Annotated in this window: 15 protein-coding genes and 1 pseudogene; 2 read left to right on the forward strand and 14 right to left on the reverse strand. The window is 48.7% G+C overall.

What is annotated here, in order from left to right; genetic code table 11:
• Positions 1 to 198: 198 nt before the first annotated feature.
• From AC3ARB_RS08875 to manA, 14 genes and pseudogenes are all read right to left on the reverse strand, one after another.
• Positions 199 to 1,941: an ABC transporter ATP-binding protein gene (locus AC3ARB_RS08875; protein ID WP_488320211.1), complete on the reverse strand. Its 1,743-nt coding sequence runs from the start codon at positions 1,939 to 1,941 to the stop codon at positions 199 to 201.
• The gene (locus AC3ARB_RS08880; RefSeq protein WP_488320212.1) at positions 1,931 to 3,676 is read right to left on the reverse strand and encodes an ABC transporter ATP-binding protein; all 1,746 of its coding nucleotides are present in this window, start codon (positions 3,674 to 3,676) and stop codon (positions 1,931 to 1,933) included. The genes AC3ARB_RS08875 and AC3ARB_RS08880 overlap by 11 nt, the downstream gene beginning before the upstream one ends.
• Positions 3,677 to 3,886: 210 nt before the next feature.
• A pseudogene (locus AC3ARB_RS08885) lies at positions 3,887 to 4,006 on the reverse strand (mannitol-1-phosphate 5-dehydrogenase); the annotation flags it as partial.
• 143 nt (positions 4,007 to 4,149) lie between these two features.
• Complete coding sequence (locus AC3ARB_RS08890) at positions 4,150 to 4,542, reverse strand: beta-sandwich lipoprotein (RefSeq protein ID WP_488320213.1); 393 nt, start codon at positions 4,540 to 4,542, stop codon at positions 4,150 to 4,152.
• Positions 4,520 to 5,011 (reverse strand): VanZ family protein, encoded by a 492-nt coding sequence (locus tag AC3ARB_RS08895; protein WP_488321554.1) that lies wholly within the window; start codon positions 5,009 to 5,011, stop codon positions 4,520 to 4,522. Before AC3ARB_RS08895 ends, AC3ARB_RS08890 begins: the two co-directional genes overlap by 23 nt.
• A 3-nt stretch (positions 5,012 to 5,014) precedes the next feature.
• Positions 5,015 to 5,581, reverse strand: coding sequence for a YutD family protein (locus AC3ARB_RS08900; protein ID WP_488320214.1), 567 nt, complete (start codon positions 5,579 to 5,581; stop codon positions 5,015 to 5,017).
• A gap of 289 nt (positions 5,582 to 5,870) precedes the next feature.
• Positions 5,871 to 6,098, reverse strand: a complete 228-nt coding sequence (locus tag AC3ARB_RS08905) for a Blp family class II bacteriocin (protein ID WP_488320215.1) — start codon at positions 6,096 to 6,098, stop codon at positions 5,871 to 5,873.
• A gap of 382 nt (positions 6,099 to 6,480) precedes the next feature.
• On the reverse strand, positions 6,481 to 6,708 hold the full coding sequence (locus AC3ARB_RS08910) for a Blp family class II bacteriocin (RefSeq protein WP_488320216.1): 228 nt from the start codon (positions 6,706 to 6,708) through the stop codon (positions 6,481 to 6,483).
• 209 nt (positions 6,709 to 6,917) lie between these two features.
• Positions 6,918 to 7,292 (reverse strand): hypothetical protein, encoded by a 375-nt coding sequence (locus tag AC3ARB_RS08915; protein WP_488320217.1) that lies wholly within the window; start codon positions 7,290 to 7,292, stop codon positions 6,918 to 6,920.
• Positions 7,270 to 7,506 carry a ComC/BlpC family leader-containing pheromone/bacteriocin gene (locus AC3ARB_RS08920; RefSeq protein WP_488320218.1) on the reverse strand — a complete coding sequence of 79 codons (237 nt, stop codon included), beginning with the start codon at positions 7,504 to 7,506 and terminating at the stop codon, positions 7,270 to 7,272. The genes AC3ARB_RS08915 and AC3ARB_RS08920 overlap by 23 nt, the downstream gene beginning before the upstream one ends.
• Before the next feature lie 201 nt (positions 7,507 to 7,707).
• Entirely contained in the window at positions 7,708 to 8,751 is a 1,044-nt protein-coding gene (locus AC3ARB_RS08925; protein ID WP_488320219.1) for a SepM family pheromone-processing serine protease, read from the reverse strand.
• Positions 8,738 to 9,244 (reverse strand): pantetheine-phosphate adenylyltransferase, encoded by a 507-nt coding sequence (gene coaD, locus AC3ARB_RS08930; RefSeq protein ID WP_488320220.1) that lies wholly within the window; start codon positions 9,242 to 9,244, stop codon positions 8,738 to 8,740. The genes AC3ARB_RS08925 and coaD overlap by 14 nt, the downstream gene beginning before the upstream one ends.
• Positions 9,234 to 9,773, reverse strand: a complete 540-nt coding sequence (gene rsmD / locus AC3ARB_RS08935) for a 16S rRNA (guanine(966)-N(2))-methyltransferase RsmD (RefSeq protein WP_488320221.1) — start codon at positions 9,771 to 9,773, stop codon at positions 9,234 to 9,236. The genes coaD and rsmD overlap by 11 nt, the downstream gene beginning before the upstream one ends.
• A 36-nt stretch (positions 9,774 to 9,809) precedes the next feature.
• Entirely contained in the window at positions 9,810 to 10,757 is a 948-nt protein-coding gene (manA, locus tag AC3ARB_RS08940) for a mannose-6-phosphate isomerase, class I (protein WP_488320222.1), read from the reverse strand.
• Positions 10,758 to 11,311: 554 nt separating this feature from the next.
• Between manA and AC3ARB_RS08945 the strand changes: the two genes are divergently transcribed.
• Complete coding sequence (locus AC3ARB_RS08945; protein ID WP_488320223.1) at positions 11,312 to 12,301, forward strand: PTS sugar transporter subunit IIB; 990 nt, start codon at positions 11,312 to 11,314, stop codon at positions 12,299 to 12,301.
• Positions 12,302 to 12,652: 351 nt separating this feature from the next.
• Positions 12,653 to 13,456, forward strand: a complete 804-nt coding sequence (locus AC3ARB_RS08950) for a PTS mannose/fructose/sorbose transporter subunit IIC (RefSeq protein ID WP_488321555.1) — start codon at positions 12,653 to 12,655, stop codon at positions 13,454 to 13,456.
• Position 13,457: the final 1 nt, after the last annotated feature.

Consider the following 13,457-nt stretch of genomic DNA (forward strand, 5'->3'; position numbering starts at 1 on the left):
TTTCCTTCAAAACGCCTGTTGGCTCGCAATAACCGCCAACTCCCTGAAAGTCGTTTTTGAAGTACTTCTTCTGATTGCTTGTTATTCTACCGAAAAATAGCCGAGCTGTCAACAGGTTTTTTGAAAAAATATGATTTTTTCTCCAGAAAACCGCTCAGGGAGGTCAAATACCGTTATTTCCGAACATTATCAATGAACCTAAGTCATCATCCCAGCCTGCAACTGGTACATCTTGTGGTAGCTGCCACCCAGAGCCAGGAGCTCCTCGTGGTTACCGCTTTCGATGATTTTGCCTTTTTCCAGAACGTAAATGCAGTTGGCATCCTGGATGGTGGACAGGCGGTGGGCAATGGCAATGGTTGTTCTGCCCTGACGCATTTTAGCTAGGGAGTTTTGAACAATGCCTTCAGTGGCTGAGTCGATGTTGGCCGTTGCCTCATCCAGAATCAGGATTTTGGGCTGGCTGGCCACGGTTCTAGCGAAAGCAAGGAGCTGGCGTTGACCGGTTGAGAAGGTCGATCCCCGTTCAGACACGGGTTCATCATAACCGCTCGGCAATTTTTGAATAAATTGATCCGCATCCACGAACTCGGCCGCAGCTTGGACCTCGGCATCGGTCAGGTTCTGGTACATCTTGATGTTGGATTTAATGGTGCCATGGTAGAGGAAGGGATCCTGGAGGACCAAGCCCATGCTGGCGCGGAGGGCCTCCTGGCTATACTGGCGAATATCAGTTCCATCAATCAAAACCTGACCAGACTGGAACTCGTAAAACCGCATAAGGACGTTGATGATGGAGGACTTGCCCGAACCGGTCGCCCCGACAAAGGCGATGGTCTCGCCCCGCTTGACGCTAAAGGATACGCCGTCCAAAATCTGGGTCTTGCCGTCGTAGCTAAAGGACACGTCGCGAAACTCGATGTCGCCCGTCGCTACCTCAGTCAGGCGGTCGGCCTGCTCAGGCTCATAGTCGGTCCGGTCAATCAGGGTAAAGACCCGACTGGCAGAGACCATAGAGGTTTGCAGGGTCGAAAAGTTCTGGCTGACCTCAATCAGGGGGTCAAAGAGGCGGTTAACGTACTGGATAAAGGCGTACATGACCCCAGCCGAAATCCCCAATTTGTCCCAGTTGAGACCAAAGTAGAGCATGAGGACCGCATAGCCCAGGAGTTTTAGGAGGGACATGGCAGGGCGGAGGAAGAGACTATCCAAGGCCAAAGCCTTGTTGGCATAGGCCACGTGTTCCTGGTTGATGGCGTCAAATTCAGCCTTCAACCGCTCTTCCTGGCTAAAGGCCTGGATAATCCGAATACCTTCAATGCTCTCCGCCAACTTGGAATTGATGTCGCTGAGCAAGCCTCGGGTCTTTTCAATCACAGCCGTTGACCGCTTGCGGTAGAGGTTGACCAGAACGAAAATCAAGGGCAGGAAGAGGCTGACCAAACCAGTCAAACGAAAATCCAACCGCAACATGGCCACCAGGGTCATGGCAAAGATGACGAAGGCTGACAAGAAACTGTAGAGAAGACCGTTGAACATGTCCACGATGCTCTGGGTGTCATTGGTAATCCGCGACACGATAGAACCCGCCGCTGTCTGGTCAAAGTAGGACATGCCCAGCTTTTCCATATTGGCAAAAGCGTCTCGACGGATGTCCTTGAGAATCCCGTAGGAGACACGGTTGAAGGCAAAGGTGCCCAGATACTGGAGACCTGCCTGAGCCAGGTAACAGGCAAAGTAAGTCACCAAGAGGTAGGCCCCCACCTGCAAGTCCTGACTGATGTAGTTATCGATAAACCGACTGGCAATCAGAGGGATAATACTCTTAATCAAGGTGGTCGCAAACAGGAGCACCATGGCCAAAAGTGTCAGCCATTTATAAGGTTTCAGGTAGGTCAACAGGCGGAAAAAGGTTTTTCCAGCTTCTTTTTTACTCGACATGACTTTCTCCCTTCTCTTCTAATTGCTGGCTGGCGTAGGTCTCAGCATACCAGCCCCCCAGGGCCAAGAGGTCCTCGTGGCGGCCCCGCTCGATAATTCGACCATTCTGCATGACCAAAATCAGGTCGGCATGGACAACTGCCGACAGGCGATGGGCCGTGATGATGGTGGTCTTGTCCTGACGGCTGGCCTTGAGGTTCTCGATGATAGCGTGCTCGGTCTTGGCATCAACGGCCGACAGCGAATCGTCCAAAATCAAAATCTCTGGCTGCAAAATCATGGCCCGACTCATGGCCAAACGCTGTTTCTGACCGCCCGACAGGGACACGCCCCGCTCACCGATAATGGTCTCAAAGCCCTCAGGCATGCCCACGATATCGTCATAAACATAGGACAACTTGGTCGATTTGGCGATAGCCTCCTCGCCCAAGTCCGCATCCCCGAACCGCACATTATCCGCGATGGACATGGCAAAGAGCATCTGGTCCTGCGGCACGTAACCCATGAGGGACCGCAAATCCCTCAGGCGGTAGTCCTTGATGTTGTGACCGTTTAGGGTAATGGCTCCCGCAGTCACATCGTACTCCCGCAAGAGGAGTTTGATCAGGCTGGTCTTACCAGAGCCCGTCTGACCGACCAGACCCAGGGTCTGGCCCTTGTCCAGAGCAAAATGAATATCGGTCAAGGTCTCCTCTTGCTCGTAGGCAAAATGGTCAATGTCATAACGAATTTGACCATTTTCAATCCCAGGCAGGGGATTTGGGCTGTCCACCACATCAGACTGCTCAGCAAGCAACTTGCTAATCCGATCATAGGAAACCGCCCCCCGTTGGGTCATGTTGAAAAGGAAGCCCATGGCCATCAGCGGCCAAACCAGCATGTCCAGATAGGTGATAAAGGTCACCAGATTACCAACCGTTACCTGACCTGATTTGACCATGAAAGAACCCACCAGGAGGGTCAGAACATAAGAGGTCCCGACAAAAAGTAGGACAGCTGGGTCCCAGAGGGCATCAAAAAAGAGGAGTTTCAGGTCTTTTTTATAGGCCATCTGACTGGTTTCTTCAAAACTCTTCAATTCGTCCGACTGGTAACCAAAGGATTTGGTCACCTTGATACCTGACACACTCTCCTGAACCTTGTTGTTAAGTTCAGAGAAGGCTTCTTGCGAGGCCTGGGTGTGCTTGTGGATACGGCGGCCCAAGAAACTGGTCGTCATAGCCATAAAGGGCAGGGGCAGGATGGCCACCAGGGTCATCTGCCAAGAGATGGTGAAGACCATGGTTACTAGGGTTACCAAAGCCGTCACCGAGGCATCAACCGCTGACATGACCCCACCACCCGCCAGACGGGTCAGGGCATTGATATCGTTGGTGGCGTGGGCCATGAGGTCACCGGTTCGGTATTTCTGATAAAAGGACGGCGACATACGGGTAAAATGCTCAAAGAGCCGAGACCGCATGATTTGCCCTAAACGATAGGAAGTCCCGATGATAAACAGCCGCCAGAGGTAGCGAAGACCGTACATGGCCAGGGCTGACAGGAGCAGGGCGACTAGGCTAAACAAGAGCTCATCGCCTGTCAAATTCTTGGCCGTGATGGCATCAATCACCCGACCCAGCATCATTGGCGGCACCAGGTTAAAGACCGATACCAAACTCAGGGCCAAAATCCCTGTCAGGTAACGTTTTTTCTCCAGCTTAAAAAACCACCAGAGATCTTTTACAATTTTCATAAGAAACCCTTTCTATTTAGAATAATTATTCAGAACATCTGGCTATTATAGCATGATTTGACTGAGTTTTCTAGGCCGACGACGCAAGAAAACGTTCCCGAAAACAGACAAGCATCACTTGTCCACAAAAGAGCAGACAAAAACACCTGACCAAAGGCCAGGCGTTCTCATCTCCCCTTACCGCTGGAGATTTGGGCGGTTCGGAAAGTCTTATTGGTTCAAATGAGACAAGATTTCAGCAATCAGGTCCTGGTCGTCCAGACCAGTCACCTCAGTAACCACTTCTGCTAAAGGCTTGTTGGTCAAGAGCTGCTGCAGCTGGACGCTCTGCTCATCGGTCTCGTCTCTGCGAACGCCATCAACCTCCTTATAGTAGGTTATGGAAAACTCGATTAGCTTAAAGTAACTCAAGCTTTGTCACAAGATTTTTGACAAGACAAAAACCAACCCTGTTGGGCTGGTTGGTTAGCCGACTAATCATTAGCTGGTTGGACTTCCAGCGGAATCACCATATCTGGATTGAAGGTGATGGTGTACTTGGTGTTGCTGACATCGGAACCAGTGATGTCTTCGACAATATAGGTCACGTTATCTGACAAGCCGATAAAGTGTTTCTTATAGTTGCCACTGTCATCCTGGGCAATGATTTCCAACTGCTGGTCCTCGGCACTATGGTGAATAGACATCTTGCCAGTCATCTGGTAGAGGATTTCTCCTTGAATGGCATTGATGACGGTAATCTTGCGGACGATGTTAAAGTTATCTGCTTCCTTAGATAGGTTGTGGGAAACGCGGTCAGCTTCACGGCAGGCAACCAAGACTAGGAGGGACAGGACTAGGGCACTAATTTGAACAATTTTTCTCATAAAAACGTCTCCTAAAATAGGTGAAAGTCAGGTAGGCCAGATAGCCTCCCAAGGTATTGGTCAACAGATCATCAATTTCAAAAACCCGATTGGCATTGAAAAAGAAGCTGAGCAGGACCTGGGTCAACTCGATAAAGAGGCTGCAAGCCAGGGCCAGTTTGACAGCGTCAGCCATTGACCGCAAGGTCGGGAAAAGAAGCAACAACAGCAAAACTAAGGGGTAAAGCAGGAAGATGTTAAGGAGGTTTTGGGCGATGACCCAGGCCAGTTGAGGGAGGCTTGTGATGTCACCTAGAGCCCAGAGGGTGTTAAAGGGACGGAGCAAGACCACCACGCGACCAAAATGCTGGATGCCAGGTGTCTGTCCCAAACCCAAATCGGGCTGGGGCATAAAACAAACGACCACCAAGCAGCAAACATAGGCAAGCAGCAGCCCGTACAGGGTGCGACGGTAGGAATTTAGCATCAGGTTTTAGCCCTTCTGCCGAATGGTAAAATGCCCCTGCTTGACCTCTTTGTCACGCCCAGCCTCTACCTGCCTGCGAGGCTTGCGGTCCCGAGATTTTTTCTTAAACGGCTGCACACCTACCAGGGACTCCTCAACCTGTTTTTTGTCACGGCCATGACCGCTAGGTTTCGAGCGACGACGGCGACGACGCGGTGACGGGTTATCCTCTTCAAAGGCAATTTCCTGAGGAGCAGAATTTTCAAGAATAAAGTAGTCACAACCAAAATTGCAATACTCCTTAATGTAATCATCCAAACGACTGATTTTTGAAAAGACCGCCTTGGGGCTGTCGTCCTTATAAAAGCCTCTTAGGCGAAGTTGCTCATTGCCCCAGTCTCCCACGATGTAGTCGTACTTGAGCAAAATCTCCGAAAACCGCTGGGTAAAAGCCTCCGCATCAAAGGTCTCGCCAGTATTTTCCAAAATCTTAAAAACCAACTCCTCGCTCTTAACCACATCCTCAAAGGTCACGAACTGAGGGCCCGGGTACTTGTTGTAGTTGTACATGTCTGGGGTGATGTCTTTACGCATGCACGCCTCCTTACTAGAGTGTCTTATTTCTATTATACACTATTTTTTGGGAAATAGCAGAGCAAAAAACACCCTTTCGGGTGCTCTTCTAGTGATTTCTCAGGTAGTCGATGGCCTCTTGGACGTTGTTGACTGGGACGATGGCCATGTCAATTTCGAGAAATCATGACTCAGTACTTTTCTTTTAGTTTTCTCCAAAATTCTTTTTTTATAACATAATAACATATTTGAAAAATAGAATGAATGCTATGAAACCGAAGGCAACATCAAACATAAACTTTTGAATACATTACCACCAGCACGTCGCACCATACACAATAGCCCCACCAACAACTCCTCCATGCCAACTAACAGCAGCCACCAACGGTCCACCTGTAATGAAACCAGTAACAGCCGCACCAGCACCCAAACTAACCATAGCTTTCCCTGCTCCTTGAGCTGTACATTTCCCGCCTTCAACAGCTGAAAGTAATTCGGTGTCCAAAAGTTCAAATTGTGAAAGTGTTTGTGTATTCATAATGAGCAACTCCTTATATAGTTTATTTTATTATTTATCCGTTGCAAGAAACAACTATAATTGCTTGATAGCTAAAATCCTAAAATGTATGACTTTCATCATGAAATGTGTTTTTCCACAATATTCCAACTATTACAGAATAATTTCTATACAACTCAAAATATCCTAAAGTGAATCCTAAAAGTAAAATAGAACAATCTTATTTTACTATTCATTTAATATGAGTAATCATTCCAAAAATTCCAACAAAAGTTCGGGCATCAAACTACTTTCTATCTCTACACTTTAAAAATCTATCATTCAATAAATCTCTAAAAAAAAGAAAATTAAGTAGTAGTACAACACCTAAAAAGACAATTACTTTTAAAACCATAACTTTTAATCACCACCAACAAACTGCTAGATAACCAACTCCTCCTGAAATAACCCCAGTATGCCAACCAACAGCTGCCCCAAGTGGTCCTCCCAAGACTCCACCTATAACTGCTTCTCCAATCCCAGTTTCAATCATAGCTTTGCTAAAATCATAACGGTTGCATGCACCACCTTCAACAGTCGCAAGCAGTTCAGTGTCCAAAAGTTCAAATTGTGAAAGTGTTTGTGTACTCATAACGAATACCTCCTTAATAATTATATTTTATTCGTCCGTTGCAAGAGACACCTTTAGTATAGCACTCTTCTTACAAAAATAATCACCATTTCCTGAACAGTCATTTAACTTTCCTAAATGGAACAAAAATTACCATTTAGGACTAAAATATAGCCGTTCAGGAAAAAGGACACCAGTCAAAACTGGTGCCATCATCAAAAATCTAATTCTTATCTAAAAACACCTACTAAGTTTGCTAATAAACCCACATTACCACGGCTATTATTCTCATGTTCCGAGATAATCTTTGATAGTTCAGATTTCAAGGTTCTTTCTTCTAAACTCAACTCAACTCCTTGACTAAAGAGATGACGCCCTAAGTCTTCGACCGAGAGTTTTAAGGCAATCCAGTCAGCTTGACTTTTTAGACCGGTTTTTGAAACCAGTCTTTTCATATTTGTGATTTCTCCAACAAATTGCCCTTTCAAAGTATGTTCAGCGATAAAGGATTTCTCCAATTTGCTAAGTAATTCGTTGACAAGTTCCTCTTTTTGTCTATTCAACTGATATTTTGTATTCATTTTATTGTGGCCTCCCACAACCATAACCAACACCTCCTCCAGCAGCAGCCCAACCATAGTTGAAACAATTACTAATATGATTACCTACGGCACCCCACTTAACACGACAAGTACCAAACATTTTACCATCAATACATTCATAAGTGGGGCCTACTGTAACCCAATTGGCACCACCTTCAACAGTCGCAAGCAGTTCAGTGTCCAAAAGCTCAAATTGTGAAAGTGTTTGTGTACTCATAACGAATACCTCCTTAATAATTATATTTTTATTTGTCCGTTGCAAGAGACACCTTTAGTATAGCATGGCTAAAGCCATTTAGAGGACAAAATCCTGAAATGTACGATTTTCATCATGAAATGTATTTTTTCAAACTTTTTCATCCATTTGAGACCATTTATATGCTGTTCAAGATTAAAAAACACCCTTGCGGGTGCTCTTCTAGTGATTTCTCAGGTAGTCGATGGCCTCTTGGACGCTGTTGACAGGGACGATGGTCATGTCTGTCCCCAATTCCTTGGCCGCTTCCTGGGCCACTTGATAGTTGGGTTTATAGTCTGGGGCTGCTTTTTTCTCTTCCTCAGTCAAGTCCTTGGCTGAGACAAAGAAGATTTCAGCCCCGATTTGGTGGGCCGACAGGACCTTCTTGTCCACACCGCCAACCATGCCAACTGAACCGTCTGGTTCGATGGTGCCTGTTCCAGCGATGACCCGGCCTTTTCTCAGGTCCTCCTCCACCAGCTGGTCGTAGATGTCCAGGGTAAACATGAGGCCAGCACTTGGCCCGCCAACCCCTGCGGTTGAAAACTGGATCGGCACATCGGTCTTGACTTCGGTGTGGTCAACCAGGCCGATACCGATGCCGTTCTTGCCGTTTTTGAGCTTGATGATGGTGCCGTCAGCAGACAGGTCCTGACCTTGGCTGGTGTATTGGACGCTGACAGGGTCACCGATGGCCATGCTGGACACGTGTTCAATCAACTCCTTGGAGGAACCAAAGGTCTTGCCGTTGATACCTGTCACCGTATCGGCCAGATTGAGAATGCCCTTGAAAGTCGAGTCCTCGCTGACTTCCAGAACGTAAACGCCCTTGTAGTCAATGGTTACAGGCTTATCAGCCAACTTGAGGGCCTGATGGATGGCTTCGTTCTGGGAGGTTTCCATGTAAAAGAGGCTAATCCGCCAGAAATCTTCCTGATTGTGGCCACCAGTGGTTTCTTCTTCACTGGAAATGTCGGTAAAGGGCGTCAGCCAGGCATAGGCCATTTGACCCAGGGTAGCTGGGCTGATTGTCACCGCCAAAAAGTTGTAGGAGCCATCGGCCTCATCGGTCTGGTCGTTGACCCGCAAGACCTCACGAATGTCGTAGGCACCGCCAGGCATTTCCACATAGTAGCCCTTGATGGGCACAAGGAGGGCGAAAAGCCCAAAGAGGACAGCGGTCAGGCCAAGCAGCCACCACTTATGTTTTTTAAGGTGTTTCATGCGTTTTCTCCACTTCTAAGGCCACGCTAGTCGGAACGTAGGGCCTAATATCTTGCTTGAGGGCAATGAGCTCCCGAACCCGACTGGATGACAGGTAGCGGTACTGGGGCGGGCTGAGTAGGACCACCGTGTCCAAATCAGGGGCCAGCTGGCTGTTAAAATAGGCCAGGCTGTCCTCATAATCCAGGTCAGTGGCATTGCGGATCCCACGCACCAGGTGGGTAGCTCCCAGCTCCTTGGCCAGGGCCACCGTCGGCACCAGACTATCGGCCAAAACAGCCTGGGCATTGGTCACGCCAAGTTCTGCCAAACCTTGGTTGATAAAGGTCAGCCGTTGGTCACCCGTGAAACGGCCGGCCTTGTTGGGGTTGACCGCCACCAGAACATAGACCTGATCAAAAAGCTGGCTGGCCCGCTTGACCAAATCCAGATGGCCCAGGGTTACCGGGTCAAAGGAGCCTGCAAAGACCCCGATTCGTTTCTTATCGCACATAAACCGTCACCTTACTGATGCCATAAACCTTCTGCTTCCAAATGCCAAAGTTACTGATTTCCTCCGGCAAGTCCACGCTCTTGTCCGTCTCACAGACCAGGAGCACCTCCTCAGCCAAGAGCCCACGCTCCTCCAACTCGCCGATAACCGCCACGATTTGCTCCTTGGCATAGGGCGGGTCCAAAAAGACCACATCAAAAATCCCCGTCAGCTGGGCTAGGGCCTGACTATCGGTCATCTTGAGTAACTGAAACTGGCCCTCACTTTGGGTCATGCGGATATTTTCTTGGACAATGGCTTGCGCTTTTCGGTCTTTTTCCACCAGAACAGCCTGGTCCATGCCCCGCGAGACGGCCTCGATGGCCAGGCTCCCGCTACCAGCATACAAGTCCAAGGCTCGCCCCCCTTCAAAATAAGGGCCAATCATGTTAAACATAGCCCCCTTGACCTTATCGGTCGTGGGGCGGGTGGTCTGACCAGCCAGCGTTTTTAGGGGACGCCCCCCAAACTGTCCTGCAACAACTCTCATGTCGATGACCCTTGGTTTCCTTTCCTTATAACAGGTTTACTGATTTGGATGGCTGGCAATCAGGGTCAAGTTGCCCTCAAAGGTCCAGCTGTCCACATCATTGGGTAGGATAAAATGGCTGCCCTTCTTAATCGGATAAGTCGCGTCAGCAACCGTCAGCTGGCCTTGGCCTTCTAGGACACTGACCAAGAGGTAGTCTGCAGTCCTAAACATGGTGGTCTGCTCGGCTATTTCCCACTTGTAAACTGTGAAAAAGGCCTTGGACACCAAGAGGGTCGAGGTCAAACCAGGGAGTTTGAGGCTGGCTGGTGTGCTGTTGAGGGGGGCACCGATGGTGGTCACGTCAATGGACTTGGCCAGGTGGAGTTCACGAGGCTGGCCACTGTCATCCAGACGGTCGAAGTCATAAACCCGATAGGTGGTGTCGCTGGACTGCTGGGTCTCCAAAATCATGATGCCCTTGCCAATGGCGTGGATGGTTCCTGCTGGGACGTCGAAAAAATCTCCAGCCTTAACCGGCACCCGGGTCAGGAGTTGGTCCCAAGCTCCATTGGCAATCAAATCCGCCAGCTCCTCTCGGCTAGTGGCCGTATGGCCGTAGATGATCTCCGCCCCAGGTTCTGCCGAAATGATGTACCAACACTCGGTCTTGCCCAGCTCGCCTTCATGGGCCAGACCATAGGCATCGTCGGGGTGGACCTGAACACTGAGCCAATCATCGGCATCCAAAATCTTGGTCAGGAGTGGAAAGACAGGGCTGGTCGGATGACCGAAGAGGTCTGGCCGCTGGGCATAGAGCTGGTCCAGGGGCTGGCCGGCCAAATCACCATTGGTCACCACCGACACCCCGTTAGGATGAGCCGAGATAGCCCAGCACTCGCCCGTCCGCTCACTGGGAATGGCATAGCCAAAAACATCTCGAAGGCGGCTACCGCCCCAGATTTTTTCCTGCATGACGGGTTGTAAAAAGAGTGGCTGTGGCATGGAGCCTCCTAATTTGAAATTCTTTTGATATAAGCTTCATTATAGCAAAAAAATGTCGTACACGCACCTAAAAAAATAAGCGTCACCTAAAATAAGAACGATGCTTTGTTGCCTTTTCATAAATTCGCCCCCAACTTAAAAGCAGATTTGAACAAAAATCATCAGGCTACTCAGTCAACTTCTTTAGCCTTGCCCTTTTCTGAAAAACAAGCAAGTTACCAGTTTCCAGATTTTGAAAAAAATAAAAATTTTTCAAACAGTTTGAGACAGAATGTTCTGTTTGTTTCATTTGTTTTCATTTTTCAATTTCTTTCAAACTCTGTCAAAACTGGCAACTTCCCTCTTTTTTTGCTTTTGTTCGCTTGATTTTTTCATCAATTTTCAGCGGATTTAGTATATATTAAGAGGATTGACAAAGCACTGAAATCGTTTTACAATACAGAAGTTCTTGAATTTCTTTGGCCTGATTAAGTGTTGCTCGACAAGAGTTACGGATAATGGAGATTAGGTTTAATCATGCCAACGAAAAATAACTAAAAGGAGGAAAATCAAGAATGGGTATCGGTATTATCATTGCCAGCCACGGTGAATTCGCCTCAGGCATTCACCAATCAGGTGCCATGATTTTTGGTGAGCAAGAAAAGGTTCAAGTTGTGACCTTCATGCCAAACGAAGGTCCAGACGATCTTCACGCCAAAATCAGCACCGCCATCGCTCAATTTGAGGCTGATGATGAGGTCCTTGTCCTTGCTGACTTGTGGAGTGGGTCTCCCTTTAACCAAGCCAGCCGGGTTGCGGGTGAAAATCCTGATCGCAAGGTAGCCATCATCACAGGCCTTAACCTGCCAATGCTGATCCAAGCCTACACAGAACGCATGATGGATGCGTCTGCTGGCGTGGATAAGGTTGCGGCCAACATCTTGAAGGAAGCTCGTGAGGGCATCAAGGTCCTGCCTGAGAGCTTGGAACCTGCGGCAGCGGCTCCTGCTGCTCAAGCAGATCCTGTGCGTCGCTCAGCTATTCCCGAAGGGACAGTCATCGGTGACGGCAAGCTCAAAATCAACCTGGCCCGTATCGACACCCGTCTCTTGCACGGCCAGGTCGCTACCGCTTGGACACCAGATTCTAAGGCTAACCGCATCATCGTGGCTTCTGACGTTGTTGCTCAAGACGAACTCCGTAAGCAACTGATTAAGCAGGCTGCTCCAAACGGTGTCAAGGCCAACGTTGTGCCAATCAAGAAGTTGATTGAAGTGTCTAAGGACCCTCGCTTTGGTGAGACCAAGGCCCTCATCCTCTTTGAAACGCCTCAGGAAGCCCTGCAAGCCATCGAGGGTGGTGTGCCAATCACCGAACTCAACGTTGGTTCCATGGCCCACTCAACCGGTAAAACCATGGTCAGCCAAGCCCTCTCTATGGACAAGGCCGACGTGGAGACTTTCGAAAAATTGCGTGACTTGGGTGTTACATTCGATGTCCGCAAGGTGCCAAACGACTCCAAAAAAGACTTGTTTGACCTTATCAACAAGGCAAATGTGAACTAAGTTATCACATTTGAACAACTGAAAACTGAACTCGGGCTAAATAGGCTCGTATCTTATGAAATCGAACACGGGCTCATCCTGTGTGAAAACTCCGACAGTCTGGGGACAGACTGTCGGAGAAAGAGCCGTCGCCTATCATCTTGAAGCGACAGGGCTAAGCTTGCCCTCTTGGCAAGCTTATACCGCCATTTTCACTTTGGATTTTTAACGCCCTTTGTATCTTATGAAACTGAATTCGGACTAAAAATGCTCTAAAATTTGGTCAGCTCCTAGATGGCTACGCCATCAGCGGATCTGCCTGCTGATTTTATCGCATTTTATTAACGTCCTCATATCTTATGAAAGGATAAAATAATGGATATTTCAATCATTTCTGCTATTTTAATCGTCCTGGTTGCCTTCCTAGCTGGTATGGAAGGTGTCTTGGACCAATTCCAATTTCACCAACCAATCGTGGCTTGTACCTTGATTGGTCTAGTAAGTGGTAACTTGACTGCTGGTATCGTCCTCGGTGGTACCCTGCAATTCTTGGCCCTTGGTTGGGCCAACATCGGTGCAGCCGTTGCTCCTGACGCTGCCCTTGCCTCTGTTGCTTCTGCCATCATCTTGATTAAAGGTGGCGACTTCTCTAACAACGGTATCCAGGTTGCCCAAGCGGTTGCTATTCCTCTTGCCGTTGCAGGTCTCTTCTTGACCATGTTGGTACGTACCGTATCCGTTGGTTTGGTTCACGGTGCTGACAAGGCTGCTGAAAATGGTGACTTTGCCGCCCTTGAGCGTTACCACTTAATCGCCCTTTCCCTTCAAGGTCTGCGTATCGCTGTTCCTGCTGCGCTGTTGATTGCCATTCCTGCTGATGCTGTGCGAGCAATGCTCGAAGCCATGCCTGCTTGGTTGCAAGGTGGTATGGCCGTTGGTGGTAGCATGGTTATCGCTGTCGGTCTTGCCATGGTTATCAACATGATGGCAACCCGCGAAGTGTGGCCATTCTTTGCCCTCGGTTTTGCTCTTGCTGCTGTCAGCGACTTGACCCTCATCGCCCTCGGTGCTATCGGTACTGCTCTTGCCTTCATCTACCTCAACCTCTCTAAACAAGGTGGTAACGGCGGTGGCGGTTCTGGTGACCCTATCGGCGACATCTTGGAAGACTACTAAT

Source organism: Streptococcus sp. ZY171113, from assembly GCF_057748235.1.